This is a genomic window from Aminobacterium sp. UBA4834, assembly GCF_002400205.1.
Classification (GTDB): Bacteria; Synergistota; Synergistia; order Synergistales; family Aminobacteriaceae; genus Aminobacterium; species Aminobacterium mobile.
On sequence record NZ_DHFC01000007.1, the window covers coordinates 29,354 to 46,099 of the forward strand.

At 43.9% G+C, this 16,746-nt stretch carries 16 protein-coding genes; all 16 read right to left on the reverse strand.

Annotated elements, in window-relative coordinates; all coding sequences use genetic code 11:
• Positions 1-2: 2 nt before the first annotated feature.
• The 16 genes from mrdA to eno all read right to left on the reverse strand — a co-directional run bounded on the left by mrdA (position 3) and on the right by eno (position 16,740).
• Complete coding sequence (mrdA, locus tag B3L97_RS02975; RefSeq protein ID WP_286933824.1) at positions 3-1,751, reverse strand: penicillin-binding protein 2; 1,749 nt, start codon at positions 1,749-1,751, stop codon at positions 3-5.
• Positions 1,744-2,205, reverse strand: coding sequence for a hypothetical protein (locus B3L97_RS02980; protein WP_286933827.1), 462 nt, complete (start codon positions 2,203-2,205; stop codon positions 1,744-1,746). Before B3L97_RS02980 ends, mrdA begins: the two co-directional genes overlap by 8 nt.
• Positions 2,202-3,005, reverse strand: a complete 804-nt coding sequence (gene mreC / locus B3L97_RS02985) for a rod shape-determining protein MreC (RefSeq protein ID WP_286933835.1) — start codon at positions 3,003-3,005, stop codon at positions 2,202-2,204. Before mreC ends, B3L97_RS02980 begins: the two co-directional genes overlap by 4 nt.
• Positions 3,006-3,026: 21 nt before the next feature.
• Positions 3,027-4,106: a rod shape-determining protein gene (locus tag B3L97_RS02990; RefSeq protein ID WP_286933840.1), complete on the reverse strand. Its 1,080-nt coding sequence runs from the start codon at positions 4,104-4,106 to the stop codon at positions 3,027-3,029.
• On the reverse strand, positions 4,103-4,777 hold the full coding sequence (gene radC, locus B3L97_RS02995) for a RadC family protein (RefSeq protein WP_286933841.1): 675 nt from the start codon (positions 4,775-4,777) through the stop codon (positions 4,103-4,105). Before radC ends, B3L97_RS02990 begins: the two co-directional genes overlap by 4 nt.
• A gap of 2 nt (positions 4,778-4,779) precedes the next feature.
• A complete protein-coding gene (locus B3L97_RS03000) occupies positions 4,780-5,418 on the reverse strand; it encodes an MBL fold metallo-hydrolase (RefSeq protein WP_286933843.1) in 639 nt (212 codons plus the stop codon).
• Positions 5,419-5,868 (reverse strand): D-aminoacyl-tRNA deacylase, encoded by a 450-nt coding sequence (gene dtd / locus B3L97_RS03005; RefSeq protein ID WP_286933855.1) that lies wholly within the window; start codon positions 5,866-5,868, stop codon positions 5,419-5,421.
• A gap of 7 nt (positions 5,869-5,875) precedes the next feature.
• Positions 5,876-8,185 carry a RelA/SpoT family protein gene (locus tag B3L97_RS03010; protein WP_286933861.1) on the reverse strand — a complete coding sequence of 770 codons (2,310 nt, stop codon included), beginning with the start codon at positions 8,183-8,185 and terminating at the stop codon, positions 5,876-5,878.
• A gap of 18 nt (positions 8,186-8,203) precedes the next feature.
• Entirely contained in the window at positions 8,204-9,868 is a 1,665-nt protein-coding gene (locus tag B3L97_RS03015; RefSeq protein ID WP_286933863.1) for a single-stranded-DNA-specific exonuclease RecJ, read from the reverse strand.
• Positions 9,865-10,257 (reverse strand): LapA family protein, encoded by a 393-nt coding sequence (locus tag B3L97_RS03020; protein ID WP_286933868.1) that lies wholly within the window; start codon positions 10,255-10,257, stop codon positions 9,865-9,867. The genes B3L97_RS03015 and B3L97_RS03020 overlap by 4 nt, the downstream gene beginning before the upstream one ends.
• A 39-nt stretch (positions 10,258-10,296) precedes the next feature.
• Complete coding sequence (locus tag B3L97_RS03025; RefSeq protein ID WP_286933873.1) at positions 10,297-11,676, reverse strand: radical SAM protein; 1,380 nt, start codon at positions 11,674-11,676, stop codon at positions 10,297-10,299.
• 263 nt (positions 11,677-11,939) lie between these two features.
• A complete protein-coding gene (gene secF, locus B3L97_RS03030; protein WP_286933877.1) occupies positions 11,940-12,815 on the reverse strand; it encodes a protein translocase subunit SecF in 876 nt (291 codons plus the stop codon).
• Between the two features lie 18 nt (positions 12,816-12,833).
• A complete protein-coding gene (gene secD, locus B3L97_RS03035; protein WP_286933882.1) occupies positions 12,834-14,228 on the reverse strand; it encodes a protein translocase subunit SecD in 1,395 nt (464 codons plus the stop codon).
• Between the two features lie 86 nt (positions 14,229-14,314).
• Positions 14,315-14,698 carry a preprotein translocase subunit YajC gene (gene yajC, locus B3L97_RS03040; protein WP_286845889.1) on the reverse strand — a complete coding sequence of 128 codons (384 nt, stop codon included), beginning with the start codon at positions 14,696-14,698 and terminating at the stop codon, positions 14,315-14,317.
• Between the two features lie 85 nt (positions 14,699-14,783).
• The gene (locus B3L97_RS03045; protein WP_286933885.1) at positions 14,784-15,410 is read right to left on the reverse strand and encodes a redox-sensing transcriptional repressor Rex; all 627 of its coding nucleotides are present in this window, start codon (positions 15,408-15,410) and stop codon (positions 14,784-14,786) included.
• A 43-nt stretch (positions 15,411-15,453) separates the two neighbouring features.
• On the reverse strand, positions 15,454-16,740 hold the full coding sequence (eno, locus tag B3L97_RS03050; protein WP_286846116.1) for a phosphopyruvate hydratase: 1,287 nt from the start codon (positions 16,738-16,740) through the stop codon (positions 15,454-15,456).
• Between the last annotated feature and the right edge of the window lie 6 nt (positions 16,741-16,746).

Here is a 16,746-nt window from a genome sequence, read left to right on the forward strand (position 1 = left end):
CTTTATTGTCGAGGTATGCTCTGAGACTGGCGTTCTACAAGATAAGCCAAAAGTTCCCCCGATATGGGGGCTGCTACAGAACTACCATGTTCTCCTGCTTCTACAACAACAGCCACCACATACTGAGGTTTATCCGCAGGAGCATACCCTACAAAAAGGGCATGATCTGCCCCATGGGCATTTTGAGCTGTTCCAGTTTTACCTGCTACTGACACACTAAAAGTACCAGCCCGCCAACCAGTTCCACGCTTCACAACATCTTGTAATCCATCGTTGACCAGCTTCAAATAGCTACTCGAAATCTGTAAATCTTTAGGAACTACAGCACTTTTTTCATTTAAATATGGGGTTACGAGCTTCCCTCCATTAGCAAAAACAGCGTACATTCTAGCAAGCTGGATGGGGGTCATAAGCAAATATCCTTGTCCAATAGAATAATTTACAGTATCTCCCTTGTACCACGACTCTTTCACGACCGCTTCTTTCCACTCACGTCCAGCTCTGTTTCCAGAAAGCTCGCCAGGAATGTCTATTCCGGTAAGTTCCCCCACTCCAAGCTTTTGCCCCCACTTGGTAAGGTTGTCAATCCCAACTTTTATGCCTACCTGATAAAAAAATATATCGCAAGAATTTTTCAATGCTTCCTTCATATTCAAAGTTCCATGTCCTGTTCGTTTCCAACATCGGAACGTGCGACGCCCTAACTGAAAAGCTCCTCCACAGAAGTAAGCGGTTTTAGCGGTTATCTCTCCTTCAGAAAGAGCTGCCAGCGCAACTAATGATTTAAAAGTAGACGCAGGCGGATAAACCCCTGCAATAGATCTATCCATCATCGGTCGTTCTGGGTCGTTGAGAAGAGATTTCCATTCTCGAGCCGAAACTCCCCAAGCCAATGGATTGTTATCGTATGAGGGGGCAGTGTAAAGAACGAGCACTGCTCCGGTATGAACATCAAGAGCAACTACCGCACCTCGTAATCCTTTCATAAGGTCAGAAGCCAACCGTTGTGCACCAAGGTCTAAGGTCAGATAGAGGTTTTCCCCCTTTTGTGGAGGCCTGAAATCTATCTCCTGAATCCGCCTTCCTCGAGCATCTACCTCTATCGCTTCCACTCCAGGAGAACCACGAAGTATATTTTCATATGTATATTCTATGCCAGACTTACCAACCAAATCTCCACCAACATAATCTCCTTCTCGTTTTACACGGAGTTCTTCTTCACTTATTTCACTTACATACCCTGTCACATTTGCTGTGAGAGCTCCGGAAGGATAGGTCCTACGCCATACTGGAACTGGGAAAAGTTGAGAAGGGAATTCCGGATCCGCCAAAAGTTCAGCCATTTGAGTTAAGGTAAGATTTGAAACAATGCGTACAACTCTATAAGGAGCCCAATATTGTCGCTTCACAGCAGCAGTAATTTCTTCTGGCAAAAGAGGAATCCCATGTTTACAAAAAATAGCTGAAGTACACGTAGCCAAATCCTCATTTCCAAAATCAAGGGGATATCCCATAATATCGAATGTACGTATGTTTATAGCGAGAGGAGCTCCATTTCTATCGAAAATATTCCCTCGCGATGGGGCTAGTCGAATAAATCGAAGTCTATTTCCTGCCGCAAGCTTTACATAGGTGTCTGCGTGAATGATCTGAAAAAAATAAAGAGCTACCACCAATCCACCCATGACGCAGAGCATTACGACTCTCCAGATACGGAGCCTCTTATCGATGTCACCACGAACATTAGACATCGTCTTGGTTCATCCTCCATACATATAGAAGACAGGCTAACATTACCATCGGGATAAGAACCGCCTGTTGTACCACAAATGTTTTCAATATCTCTTGTTCTCGAAGCCCCCACATAAGAAGCCGAATAAAAGTTATAAGCAAATGTCCACTCCAAAGGAGCAAACCAAAGACAGGTACTGTTCGGCCAGAGGATGGAAGAGAAAACCATACCCAGCGCACCATCAAAACTGAAAATACATAAACACCAGAAGAAAGACCTGGAACACCTGGCCATCGAAGATCCCATAAAAGTCCTCCAATAAAGCCGACCCAAAAAGACAATACTCCTTTTTCTTCGTCTACAAGAGCGATGTAGAGAAGTGCAAGAAGAAATATCTCTGGAACCAGAAAATGTCCCGAAGAAAAAACTCGAAGGAAATCTTGAATATACCACGACATGAAATAGGTCATCACGGTTTTTTCTTCTCCTCTGTTAGTATTTCCACAGTGTAAAGACGAACAAAATCTCCTCCTGGCTGTATTTTATAAGCATCTACATCTCCGGAAAGACGTCTTGTCTCACCTGTAACCATTCCTATAGGAAGGCCTGGAGGCAGACTCTCACTTACAAGAGCAGTACTCACTGTCATCCCTTTTTCAATAAAACGACCTTCAGGGACATATTGAAGCCAAACACTCCCCTGCCCATCTCCTGTCACTACTCCTAGATCTCGAGTTTGGTCTACAACCACAGGAATAAGAAGAGAAGGGGAAGTAATAAGGTCCCCCCAAGAGTACCCTGATTCAACTCTGGAAAGACGTCCTATAAGATAACCATCTTGGAGCATTGGAAGCCCTGGTTTTAACCCATTTTCTTGTCCTTTGTTCAACCGAATTTCTGTCCACCAGTTCTCTGGGGATCGCAATGTTACTCTCGTATTCACTATTGAGGAGTCTAACACGATAATTTCTTCCGCAACCTTACGTCGACCAGCCGCAACCTTTAATAACCAGTTTTCTCGAGAAAGAGATTGAATTTGGGAAATAAGAGACGCTCGCTCTGTAAACCAAAGAGAAAGCTTTCTAAAAGTAACATTTAAAAAAACTGCCGGGTATTCAGGATAATAGAGAAACTTACCCACCGCGTCTGCTGGGATTCTGTATACCTCTCCTGCACGAGGGGCAAAAGCCAAAAGCAAGAGGCTTATAGCAATAGCTATTAATCCATGAATTAATTCCCCACTAAAGTTGTTACCTTTTAGAGGCCTCCGCATAGTCAAAGCTCCTAAAAGGAGCTATTGAGCTCCTTTTTCTACAGAGAGAAGAACCTTCTTCATATCATCAAGATTTTCAAGAATTTTCCCCACTCCACGTGCAACAGCAAATAAAGGGTCTTCCGCTACAATAACTGGCGTACTAAGAGACTTGGAGAGTCTTTGAGATAACCCTCTCAGCAAAGAAATTCCACCTGACAAAATAATGCCTTGGTCTACTATATCTTTAGATAACTCTGGCGGTGTCTGTTCTAATGCAACTTTAACCATATCTTCAATTCGACGAACGATGGGTTCAAGCGCTTCGCGTACCTCAGAAGAAGTCACTGCATCTGCTTTGGGAAGACCGTCAGCTAGATCCCGGCCCTTCACAGCCATCTCTAACTCGCTCTCCAACGGAAGAGTTGAGCCTATCTCGATTTTTACTTCTTCAGCAGTAGTCTCGCCAATAAGAAGAGCATATTTTTGACGAAGCATGGCGATAATAGCCTCATCCATATCTCTCCCCGCCGTACGAAGAGAGTTCGTCACCACTATTCCACCTAAAGAGAGAACCGCTACTTCGCTCGTTCCTCCGCCTATGTCGAGAATCATACTTCCTCGAGGTTCTTTTATAGGAAGCCCCACACCAAGAGCTGCGGCAACAGGCTCATCCACAACATAGGCTTCTCGGGCTCCAGCACCTAACGTTGCATCTATTACAGCTTTTCTCTCTACCTCTGTTACTTCCGCTGGAACGGAAATAACGACCCGGGGGTGGGAGAGGACCATATTCCCGCCCGTTGCTTTTCTAAGGCAATGGCGAATAAGTTCTTCCGTCATTTCAAAATTGGCGATGACACCATCCTGCATAGGCCAAATGGTATATACGCCAGTAGGAGTCTTCCCGGCCATAGCTTTTGCTTCGCCACCTACAGCTATGACTTCAATATTACCGCCACCCTTCGTCTTTTTACGAATGGCAACAGCAGAAGGTTCGTTGATAACAATACCTTTCCCTTTCACATATACAACGATATTGGCAGTTCCTAGGTCAATGCCCACATCGGTACCAAACACGCCCGAAAGAAATCTAAACACTTGTACACTCCCCACCTTCATACGGTATGCCTTGAGGGGACTTTTACGAATTCCCCTCCCACTGCTATAAAATGCCCCACTAAATGAATACTAAGCAGTTCTAGTTGTTGTTCCACATATTCTGTTAAAAGAATATCTTCTCGACTTGGCTTTAGAACTCCACCGGGATGATTATGCACCATAACCATCCCTTTTGCATTAAGCCGTACGGCCTGTCGAAATAAATACTTTACATCAAGAAAGGCTCCATCAATTCCTCCATATGATACTCTTTCCTGGGAAATCACGCCTCCTTTTCCATCAAGAAAAAGAGAAATTATGAACTCCCTATCCTCTCCTGAAAGAGCATGGCATAGAAGATGAAGGTCTTTCTCCCACTCTTTACGTTCCTGAGAGGCTCCCACATCACAAGCTAATAACCTTTTCGCAAGCTCAAAAGCTGCTATAAGGACTGCTACTTTGGCTCGTCCCATTCCCTGAATTTTAAGGAGCTCCGAAACAGAAGCACGAGATAGCCCCTTAATATCTCCAAAAACATGAAGGAGTTCCGCTGAAAGTTCTAAGACATCTTTCCCCCCACTGCCTGTGCGAAGCAATACTGCTAAAATTTCAACATGAGAAAGAGCCGACACACCCTTTCGGAAAAGTCTTTCTCGGGGACGTTCCGATGGTGGCAAATATTTTAACTTCACTCCTACTGTAACCCTTTCGGCCAGAAAGGATTTGCTTCCCGTTCCTGCCCTATCGTTGTTTCTGGACCATGACCAGGAAGAACTAACATTCCATCAGGCAACGTCACAAGTTTCTTAAGGGAAGAGGCTAACTGTCTCCCATCTCCTCCCGGTAAATCTGTTCGCCCTACACTTCGGGCAAAAAGAGTATCTCCTGATACTAGAAGCTGCTCTTCACCTAAAGAGATGAGATAACACACGCTCCCTGGCGTATGGCCTGGGGTGGCTATTACTTTTACTATAAACTCTCCAATGTTTAGCTCATCTTCATCACTTAAAAGTTTTGCAGGTTCCCAGCCAGGAAAATCAAGGCCCATCCAATGGGAAAGATTTAAATCTGGGTTTCGTAACAATTCAGAGTCGTTCTTAGAAAGGGCAACTCCGAGAGAAGCCAGTGGTGCCAACTCTGGAATACCTCCAATATGGTCAATGTGCGCATGAGTTAAAAGGACCCATTCAAGTCGTATTGAATGTTCGTCTAAGAAGGTCAATACATCGGCAGGATCCCCACCTGGATCGACAAAAAAACCCTTCCCCTGACTATCGTAGAAAAGATATCCATTCGTCCATAAAGGGCCGAGGGGAAATCGTTTATATTCCATTTATGCTCCCTCCGGTGTATCAATAATAAGGGTAACTGGCCCATCATTAACGAGATGAACCATCATATGCGCCTGGAAAACACCTGTTTGTACCGGCACATTTTTTTCTTGCGCCAGTGCTATAAATTTTTCATAAAGCCTCTTCGCCAGTTCCGGATTCGCCGCATCTACAAAAGAAGGTCGTCTTCCTTTTCGGCAATTCCCATATAAAGTAAACTGAGATACAACAAGAAGCTCCCCGCCAACATCAAGAAGGGATCGATTGAGTTTCTCTTCTTCATCTTCAAAAATTCTCAAGTGAATAATTTTATCTACAAGCCACTCTGCATCAACGTCACTATCAGTTCCAGTTACTCCCAGCAAAACAAGGAGCCCCTTATCAATAGCCCCAACTTGCTGGTCCTCTACAGTTACAAAAGCCGATGAGACTCTCTGTACGACTGCTCTCACTTTTCTGTCACCCCCGCTTTACTTCTATAACATTTTTTACCCCATTCAGCTTGGCAACAACAGCATAAAGATGTTCTACATCACGAACTCGTATCTCTATTTTCATTCGAGCGAGGGTCCCGCCTACTACATGGGCTTTTATACCCACAATACTCCCGTCACAAGCCATTATGGCTTGTCCCACATCAGTAAAAAGCCCAGCACGATCCATTCCCTCTAGTTTAAGTCGCGTCGTATAACGATTCCCTAACGTTCCCGCTCCCCACGACACCTGGATGAGCCGAGATTCGCTCGCATCACTCAAATTAGGGCAATCCTTTCGATGAACGGTAATTCCTCGTGTTCGAGTAGAGTACCCTACAATTTCGTCTCCCGGAACAGGCAAACAACAATTCGCTATCACAACTTGTACTCCCTCTGCCCCTTCCACAATAATATCGGAGTCTGTCTTTTTTATACCCGTTAAAGGTTCCTCTGAGATTTCTAAAAGAGGAGCTTGTGCTTTGCCTAATAATTTTTGAATGACAGTAGACACATTCAAAGAGCCACTCCCCAAAGCCACTAAAATATCTTCTCCATTCGCATGCCCAATGTCTCGAGATATTTTATTCAGGCGAGGGATAATATCTCCTAATACAGGACTTATCTCTTCTACTGCCCTACGTTTCAACTCTCGCTCCAGAAGTTCGTGCCCTCGTTGCATCTTCTCTTGTTTTTCTACTTTTTCCTGTTGACGGAAAAAAGACCGGATTTTACTTTTAGCCTTACCACTCCTGGCCATTTTCAACCAGTCTCGAGAAGGGACACCTTGAGGAGATGTAATAATTTTAACAATATCGCCATTTCTTAATTCGTAAGAAAGAGAAACAATCCTATTATTAACCATAGCGCCTACACATCGGTTTCCTACTTGCGTATGAATAGCATAAGCAAAATCAATAGGGGAAGACCCCTTGGGCAAAGAAACTACTTTCCCTTGAGGCGTAAAAACAAAAACATCTGACGTGAGAACATCCTCTTTGAGTCGTTCAAGAAATTCAGAAGGTCCCCCCTCATGATCTCCCTCTAAAGCTTGTCGAATCCATGTAAGGCGAGCATCCAATTCATCCAGTCCTACACTTCCCTCTTTATACCGCCAATGAGCAGCAATACCATATTCCGCAAGGCTATTCATTTCGTCTGTTCTTATTTGAACTTCCAGAGGCTCCCCAGTAGGCCCTACAACAGTGGTGTGAAGAGACTGATACATATTCGACTTAGGGTTGGCGATATAATCATCAAACTGGCCAGGAATGGGTTTCCATATAGTATGGACTATTCCCAATACCGTATAGCAAGAAGCCACATCATCTACAATAACTCTTAGAGCAAGAAGATCATAAAGTTGCTCTACAGAAAGTTTTTTCCTGTTCATTTTTTCATAAATACTATAAAAGTGTTTGGCTCTTCCCTTCACTTTAAAGTGGATACTCTCTTGTTTAAGCCGTTCTTGCAATATTTCGATGGCTTTCTTAATAATATCTTCTCGTTCCGGCAATTTTTTACGAACTCGCCGTCGAATTTCATAATACATATCAGGATCTGCATACTTAAAAGCTAGGTCTTCCAATCCTCTCTTCACTTGATAGATTCCCAAGCGATGAGCGAGAGGAGCATATATCTCTAATGTTTCGCGAGCTATTCGAAGCTGTTTGTCTCGACGCAAAGCCCCAAGAGTCCTCATGTTATGCAACCTATCTGCTAACTTAATGAGAACTACACGAATATCTTTGGCCATGACAAGAAACATTTTTCTCAGATTTTCTGCTTGATAGTCTTCAAAAGACTTGAAGGGGAGTTTCCCTAATTTTGTTACGCCATCCACAAGTGTGAGCACTTCACTACCGAAGCTACTTTCTATTTTCTCTGCAGAAAGGGCTGTATCTTCAAGAACATCATGAAGTAATGCGGCCTGGAGGGTTACCAGATCAAGCTGCATGTCGGCTAAAATCGACGCGACGTTGATGCTATGAACAATATAAGGATCCCCTGTGGATCTCTTCTGCTCTCCATGAGCCTCTGCGGCTACCACCAGGGCTTCACCGACTTTTTTCAGCTCATCTTTTGTAAAATAGCAACTCACCTTTGACCACAATTCATGCCAAGCAAATTTAACGGAAATAGTTCTCTCTGATTCTGGAACCCGACCAATATAACTATCCCGAAGTTTCCCAAGACTTTTTCTGTCAAGGCCGAGGTTTTTAAGATGCCGTTCCTGTTCTTTGGGATCAAAAGGATCTATTTCATATTCTAATGAATCTGTATGTATCTCTACCATGGCTTGATACCTTCCAAATTAAGGCTCGATAATAACGTAATCGAGCATAAACTGAAGTCGAAGCTGTCCTCGCCAATAATCGAACCGAGGATGATAAACCCAGCCAGCAATATTCGAAGAGGCAATAGAATTAAGAACATGAACCCCGTTGAAAGCCACAAGGGAATCTTCGCCACATTGTATTTTTAAATGGGTTCCTGTTTTCCCCAAAGGTAAGATTTTCTCATCTTCACTCTTTTCACAAAATAACAAGGGGTACGGATTCCCAATCCCAAAGGGACCAAGGTCTGCAACAGACTGCCATGTTTTCATATTAATCTGAGAGGGGTGGATGTTAATAGCTGAAATTTCAGGCTCCTCGCACTCTACATTGGAGAGCATGCGTTCGAGATCTATCTCTATGTCTTGCCAGTTTTCTTTAGAGACAGAAAACCCTGCCGCCAGTTTATGCCCTCCCCAAGCTTCGAGACGATCTGAAATACAATCAAGTACCTGTACTGCATTTCCTCCAGCAGGCATACGTAATGTCCCTCGTATCCAATTTCGAACAGGTGCTGCTAGCACAACTGGAACATTTCGCTCAGAACAAAGTCGGCTTGCAACTCCACTTAAGACTCCAATAGGCCACGACTCTTGAAAAAGGACATGACGATCTTTCTCTTCTGCTACCTTAGAAGCTTCACGAGTGATTCGGCTGGAAAGGTTTTGCCTTTTCCTATTTAAAGAAACTAGTTCTTCTACATTCTGAACGCCAGGCTCCTCTCCGACAAGCACTTTCACAGCTAAATCAGCAAAAGAAAGACGCCCAGCAGCATTTAGGCAAGGGATCACCTTCATAGCGAGCTGTTCTTCATTTAAATAATAAGGAGCAAGACCCAAACGACTGAAAAGATGTCGAAGCCCCTGGCGCGGTGTAGAGCGCATTACATCCAGACCCTCCTTGACAAGGGAACGATTAAGCATTTCTAAAGGAACACAGTCAGCGATTGTAGCGAGAGCTACGAGATCAAGCCGTTCATAAAGCCACTTTTTGGGCATAATATCAAAAAGAAAAGCCCAGAGCCAAAGCACAGAAGTGGCACAAAGCCGTCGAGTCTCCATATCACCATCAATTTGAGGATTGACCACATAGGGGGCTGAAATGTCTTCTCTATCTGGAAGGTGGTGATCAAAAACAAAGACATTGAGACCTAAAGATCTGGCCTCAGCCAAGAGGGACGTATCCTTTGTTCCACAATCAACGACCATCAGGGTATTACACCCAGCCTCGACAAGCTGAAGGAGAGCCTGACGATGAAGCCCATAGCCTTCAAGATGACGATGAGGGATATAAAAACGCACCCCCTGCGCACGGGAACAACAAATTTCCATAGCCAAAGTAGTAGACGCAACACCGTCTACGTCGTAATCACCATACACCACTACATTGCCTAAAGAAGGTAAACGATGCCACATTCGAGCTGCTTCTTCAGCAGAAGCTCCCAAATAACATTGAGGGAGCAAGAAATCAAGGCTCGGACAGAGCCAAGCCCGAGCCTTGTCTATATTATGGGGGGAAACTCGCCCCTGCAACTCTAAAACAGCCGCAACAAGAGGTGGACAATCAAGCTGTTCAGCAACATAACGAGTGGAGTCTGACGGAACTATTATGTTAAGTTTCGATCGTAAACAAAAAGAAGTCACTGCTGTTCATTTTCCTCTCTTGGTTTGATTTCTTTATCCTGCTCTTGAGGTTCACTCTCTACCAACTGGATTACTTCTTCTTTCGTAGAGGGATGAGAAGTGGCATTTAAAGCATTTAGAAGAGAAGTTCGTTCATCTTCTAGCTTTTTTACCTGTTCTTCCAGCTCCCGCATCTTCTTTTTATATTTACCACGGGATTCAAAGGCTGCAGACAACGAAACTAGCCACATGAGGACACAACCTCCTGCAAAAACGGCAACTTCCCAAATTCCCTGGGGAACTTGTCGTGTCCATATCAGAAATTTGACAGCCACTTCGCCCGTATTTTGAAAGGCATATATCGCAGATAAAAGCATGGCCAGTCCTATAGCCAACGCATAGCTTCTCATGTGACCCCCTCCTCGTGGGACCCAGCTTCCCGTCCCATTTTAAGAACGAGAGCTCGTCGGTAGATTCATTCTCTCAAGCAGTTCCTTTTTATCCTCTTTTTCAAGGCTCTTGAGGTACTTCTCTTTCTCACCATCCTCCCAAAGAGGATCATAAATCGCTTTAATTCGTCTTGCATAAGAATCAAGATCCTCTGGGATAGTTCCTGAAAGAATTTTTTCAAGACCACAATGACACGGTTTAGCCCCAAATTTATGAACTGCGTCACGAAGCACCTCTGGATGATCCAGAATCATACATGGTCTTAACAAATTATCTTCCCCATTGTAAGGAAGTTGATTACGAATATACGTGAAGAAAGGACTTCCTGCAATCTCCACTAGAGACTTCTCGCGAATATTATCTACTGCGAAGGGGGCAAAAACACATGGTTCTACGCTCCCATCGGATATAACATGCCAGTAGCGCTCACCAGCCGCCATACATCCATCTACATATGGGCCATCGTTCCAAAAGTCTCCAATAAAAATGGGGAAATCTTTACTATGCCGCCATGCCTCCACTTTTTTATGAAGGAAAGCTCGCTGTTCTGGCGTAGCCATATAACTTATATCTGGGTTAGCACCAATAGGAATATACTGGAAAAACCAGCCGATTTTACAGCCTCTTTCTATCATTGTTCTGATAAATTCATCTTGAGACATATATTCTGCCGAAGAACGAGTGCAAGTTGCACTGAAACCAAACATAACGCCAGCTTCATAGAGCCTCTGATATGCGTTAATTACTTTATCATAAATACCCGAACCTCGTCGAAAATCTGTCTCCTCTCTGTTTCCTTCCACCGAAATCATGGGCATAACATTCCCAAGGTCCACGAGACGACTGACCATGGCTTCGTCTAAAAGAGTTCCATTGGTATAAACCTGAAAATAGCAATCTCCATGTTTTTCCCATAAGTCGAGAAGGTCTCTACGGAAAAAGGCCTCTCCACCAGAAAAGGTAAAGAAAAACATCCCTAGCTCCTTCGCATCATTGAGGAGTTTATCCAACTCATCAAACGTTAACTCTCCAGTGGTGTCATATTCTCCCGCATAACACCCCTTACAATGCAAATTACATCTCATTGTAGGACTGATGACCATAAAATTCGGTAAGTGTACGTGATACTCTTTTTCTTTTTTATCACGAATACCGCGACCAAGAACCATAAAATTGACAATAAGATTTTGAATGAGTTTAGAGAGGCAATGTGGGTTAAGTTCTAAAACAATACGTTTGATAACACCTACAAAAGGGTCTTCTTTTTCCACCATTTCAGCTAACTGTTTGAAGGTTTCACGATGATAGCGAGCTGGAGCAATGCTCCCTATAGTTTTCAGAAGAGATATAAGCTGTTTGTCATCTCCTCTCCGAAACATTAACGCGGCTCTTTCGATGGCCTTCTGGGAAAAGAGCCCTTTCGCCTTATTTATCACAGAAATGGCCACCATCATCATCTCCTTTAACTGATTTTTGATATTTCTCTACGTTCACCTGCACAATAGTAAATTGTCTCTTATTTTAATATAGTATTTATACTCAGTAAAGTAAGCCCTCCGTTCTAAAACATGGGGCAAGAGGGTATACCCTCTTGCCCCATGTTTTAGATATATGATATTTGTAAGATTCGATCTGAATAATATTAGTTTTTCCCTGGGGTCTTCAAGTACCATTCTGCCAAGAGAGAACCTGCGATATAAATAGAGCTATACGTTCCAACTACTATTCCAACAAGCAGGGCAAAAGAGAAATTGGCTATAACCGGACCTCCCCAAATAAATAGCGCTAAAACAGGAAGGAACGTTGTCAAGGACGTGTTAATCGTCCGGGATAGCGTAGAATTAATAGACATATCAAGAATTTTAAGTATGCCTTTTTCCCTGAGATATTTCCAGTTTTCCCTCACTCTGTCGAGCACTACTATTGTATCATTAAGAGAATAACCAACGATAGTCAAAATTGCCGCAACAAAAGGTAAAGAGATTTCTTTCCCTGTAAGACTAAACATCCCTAACGTAATAATAGCATCGTGCATCAAGGCTAAGACACTAACTACAGCGAACCGAAACTGGAAACGAACAGTAATATAGCCTAAGATTCCCAACAAAGCCAACATTAACCCCAACATGGCTTCACGTCTTAGCTTTTCACCTACTACAGGCCCAACTTTTTCATGGCGAAGAACTTCCATCGAAGGATACTTATTCTTCAAAGCCTGTACCAGTTCCTTTCTCGCGTCCTCCGTATCCACATTGACCCGGATAATAACTCCTCGATCACTGTACGCCTGGATAACGGCTTGATTCTGACCGATATCTGCAAGGACATCTCGTACATCCCCTACCGGTACTGACGATTCAAACTCGACCTGAATGACATTGCCACCTGTAAAGTCTATGCCGAAATTCAGACCTCGCATCATAAGACAAACTAGACTCGCAATTATAGCCAATAAGCTCAGAAGAATGGCTTTCTTCCGATGCTTCATAAAGTTAAATGAGAATTCTTTCGATATCATACTGAAAACCTCCCCCTCTTATGAACGGCGGGCAAAAACCGAAGCCATAGGACCGTGCATAAGAACCTGAAGAAGCACTCTCGTCACTACGACAGCACTAAAGACACTGGCTATAATGCCTACACTTAAAGTCACTGCAAACCCTCGGATTGGACCGCTTCCGAAGTAGTACAACACTCCAGCTGCGATAAGCGTCGTAATGTTCGAGTCAAGGATGGTGGCAAGAGCCTTTTTAAAACCAGCATCCACAGCAGCAGAAGGAGTTTTGCCAGACTGAGCTTCTTCTCTAATACGCTCATAAATTAAAATATTGCCATCAACAGCCATTCCTATGGTAAGAATAATACCAGCTATACCGGGCATAGTCAGAGTCGCCTTTAAACCAATCAGGGCAGCAAAAATAAGGAGGATACATACGCCCAAAGCTACATCCGCCGCTATACCTAACCACCGATAATAAATAAACATAAAGGCTAAAACAAGAAGCGTCCCAATAAGACCAGCCTTCAATCCTGCATTAATAGAGTCAGCTCCCAGGCTGGGACCTATGGATCTGTTTTCCGCCACTTCCACAGAGACTGGAAGAGCTCCAGCTCGCAACATAATAGCAAGACGCTGTGCTTCTGGAACAGAAAATCTGCCCGATATCTGAGCATTTCCTCCAGAAATCCTCTCCTGAACCACTGGTGCTGATACCACGTTCCCATCAAGGACTATCGCTATCTGCTGCCCTACATTCTGAGCTGTAGCCTGGTCAAAAAGTTGTGCTCCATCTTTATTGAACTCTATCGTAACCACGGCCCGGCCAAGATTATCATACTGGGTTTTAGCATCTACCAAATGTTTTCCACTTACTAAAGCTGGCCCTAAAAGGAAATAACGCCCCTCTTCGTCTCGAGCTACGATAGATCCCTCTGTTTCTTGAGATTTCTTCTCTAGCTCCCCCTTCATGCCTTCTACCTGGGCTTTCGCTTCTTCCCAGCGGGAAAGAGCTGTTTTATACTCTTCCTCACTGTCATAATTTGGGCGTTCCGGTCCAGGAGGTACGCTCATGGTCGCACCTAATACTTTGCGAAACTCAAGAAGAGCTGTCTTCCCAATAAGTTCAAGAGCTGCATCAGGATTCTCAATACCAGGAAGATCTACAATAACACGATCTTTCCCTTCCCTTTGTATAACTGGCTCAGCTACCCCATATTGATCTACTCGATTTCTCAAAACAGCTAAGAGCCGTTCAATACTATCGTCAGTTACAGGGTTCCCTGGTGTCCCCTTTGCTTGAAGGACAATATGGGCTCCTCCTTTTAAGTCAAGGCCCAGATTCATCCTCCCCTTAACGGGAAACACCGCTACCAGGGCAGCTATTACGACTAGAAGTACTATGCCAAGCCGCCAACGGTCTTTTTTCAACATGACTTAACCTCCCTACAAACCTGAAAATCATAGAAAAAGGAGCGGACATGAAAGCCCACTCCATTTGCATATTAAAAAGCAAGCAGTTACTCTTCCTCTTCTTTTGCTTCAACCTCAGCTTTTCCCTTTTCCTCAGTAGCTTTTTCCTTTACAGGCTCGGAAGGAGCTGAAGAACGTTTGTTAACGATGGAACTTTTGAGGACACGGACTTTAACTCCATCAGCGATCTCAACGATAAGGCTGTCATCTTTTACTTCTCGCACAGTAGCAAAGAAACCACCAGCGGTAATGACCTGATCTCCACGAGTCAAAGAAGCCAAAAGATCATCGTGCTGCTTTTGTCTCTTTTTCTGAGGACGAATGATAAAGAAATAAAAAATAAGCACAAATATTATGAGAGGGAAAAACATCCCCAAAACTCCGCCCTGGGCTCCACCCGCTCCTGTTGTTTGTCCACATTGCTGATTCAAAACAAAACGCCTCCTCTACTAATTCAAACCATAGATTTCAACACGGTTATTCTAACAGAATATTTTTCCTGTTAAAGGGGGTAATTTATTCCTCACGGTGCTTGAGGTAAAACAAAAGTTTTTCGAGCTCTACAGATATATCCACACTATAGACCAAGACATCATCTGGCGCTACTATAGCCGACGGGGAAAAGTTTAATATCCCCCTGACCGTCCCTACAGCTACAATTCTGTCAACGCATTCCTGCGCTACCAAAGAAGGAACTGTAAGAATCACTACCTCAATGCCATTCTCTCGCATCACCTGATCAATGTCATCCATATGGTAGCAAGGGATACCCGCTATTGGGGTCCCCACTTTATCTGGATCCACATCAAAAAGGACCTTAATGTCGAACTTACTGCTCTTAAAGGCTTTATGTCCGAGCAAGGCTTCACCAAGCCGCCCTACGCCCACAAGAGCGATAGGCCAACGATGAGGAGAAGAAAGAATCTGGTCTACGTGTCTATATAGCTTCTCAACATGATACCCTACTCCTCTTTTGCCTATCTCGCCAAAATAAGAGAGATCCTTCCTCACCTGGCTGGCCTTAAAGGCTAGCATTTCCCCTATTTCCTGGGAAGAAACCACCTTTTGCCCTTCATTATAAAGCTGTTCTAATAATCGATGATACTGAACAAGCCTTTCTACTGTAGGTTCTGCTATCTTCATATTTTCACGTCCTTCAGCTTTGCTTTTGGGGAAACTTCCCAACCTACCGATGAATGTTAAATCGAGTTAAAGCAGCATAACCTGCTCCAAGCCCTTCAACTTCTTCCTCTATACGAAGAAGCTGATTATACTTGGCAACTCGATCCACTCGAGCAGGAGCTCCGCTCTTTATTTGCCCCGCACCTACGGCGACAGCGAGATCGCTGATAAAGGTATCATCTGTCTCTCCTGAGCGATGAGAAATGACTGTACTATATCCATGTCTTACCGCCGTATCGATAACATGCATTGTTTCTGATACAGTGCCTATTTGATTCAATTTTATGAGGATAGAATTAGCTACTCCCTTGAGAATTCCATCTTCCAGGCGATGAATGTTCGTAACAAAAAGGTCATCCCCTACAATCTGAATCCGTTTTCCCAGCGTCTGAGTAAGTGTAGCCCACCCTTCCCAATCGTCCTCCGCCATTCCATCTTCAATAGAAAGAACAGGATAGGCGTCACAAAGATCCTTATAATACTGGGCCATTTCTTCTGCTGATGAAAAAGTACGGTTCTCCCCCTCAAAAATATAATGCCCCTTTTTATAGAGTTCTGAGGCTGCGACATCAAGTGCCAAGCTTATCTGGTCTCCAGGGGTATATCCTGCCCGTTCAATAGCCTCCAATATAAGGCCAAGAGCCTCTGTGTTGCTTTGAAGGTTAGGTGCAAACCCTCCCTCATCCCCTATCGCCGTGCTATACCCTTTTTCTTTCAACGTTTTCTTGAGAGTATGGTAGGTTTCTACAGCCATACGAAGAGCTTCTGCAAAGGATCCTGCTCCGTGGGGTACAATCATGAATTCCTGGATATCAAGATTATTATCAGCGTGAGCTCCTCCATTTATGACATTCATCATGGGAGTGGGTAAAAGATATGCTTTAATCCCACCTAAATAGGCCCAAAGAGGCAAATCATGATCTTCTGCAGCCGCACGGGCAACTGCCATGGAAACACCGAGGATAGCATTCGCCCCGAGCACCGATTTATTGGGTGTACCGTCAAGATCTAACATTATCTCATCTATAGCAGTTTGATCAGAAGGATCAAGCCCAACAATTTCTGGAGCAATCTTATTATTTACATTATCGACCGCCGTTAAAACTCCTTTGCCCATATAGCGGCTCCCACCGTCACGAAGCTCCAATGCTTCATGAGTACCGGTAGAAGCTCCTGAAGGGACAGCAGCAATTCCGACGACTCCATTGTCAAGCCACGTCTCCACTTCTATAGTGGGATTCCCTCGAGAATCAAGAATTTCTCTTCCACATACACCTGCGATGATACCCATCATCTA

What these genes read in the sequence shown, in the direction of transcription:
- secD (WP_286933882.1), bottom strand. Translation starts at nt 14,228, where the DNA reads ATGTTGAAAAAAGACCGTTGGCGGCTTGGCATAGTACTTCTAGTCGTA.
- B3L97_RS03045 (WP_286933885.1), bottom strand. Translation starts at nt 15,410, where the DNA reads ATGAAGATAGCAGAACCTACAGTAGAAAGGCTTGTTCAGTATCATCGA.
- mreC (WP_286933835.1), bottom strand. Translation starts at nt 3,005, where the DNA reads ATGCGGAGGCCTCTAAAAGGTAACAACTTTAGTGGGGAATTAATTCAT.
- secF (WP_286933877.1), bottom strand. Translation starts at nt 12,815, where the DNA reads ATGATATCGAAAGAATTCTCATTTAACTTTATGAAGCATCGGAAGAAA.
- B3L97_RS02990 (WP_286933840.1), bottom strand. Translation starts at nt 4,106, where the DNA reads ATGAAGGTGGGGAGTGTACAAGTGTTTAGATTTCTTTCGGGCGTGTTT.
- B3L97_RS03025 (WP_286933873.1), bottom strand. Translation starts at nt 11,676, where the DNA reads ATGTTTCGGAGAGGAGATGACAAACAGCTTATATCTCTTCTGAAAACT.
- B3L97_RS03020 (WP_286933868.1), bottom strand. Translation starts at nt 10,257, where the DNA reads ATGAGAAGCTATGCGTTGGCTATAGGACTGGCCATGCTTTTATCTGCG.
- B3L97_RS03000 (WP_286933843.1), bottom strand. Translation starts at nt 5,418, where the DNA reads ATGGAATATAAACGATTTCCCCTCGGCCCTTTATGGACGAATGGATAT.
- mrdA (WP_286933824.1), bottom strand. Translation starts at nt 1,751, where the DNA reads ATGTCTAATGTTCGTGGTGACATCGATAAGAGGCTCCGTATCTGGAGA.
- B3L97_RS03010 (WP_286933861.1), bottom strand. Translation starts at nt 8,185, where the DNA reads ATGGTAGAGATACATACAGATTCATTAGAATATGAAATAGATCCTTTT.
- eno (WP_286846116.1), bottom strand. Translation starts at nt 16,740, where the DNA reads ATGGGTATCATCGCAGGTGTATGTGGAAGAGAAATTCTTGATTCTCGA.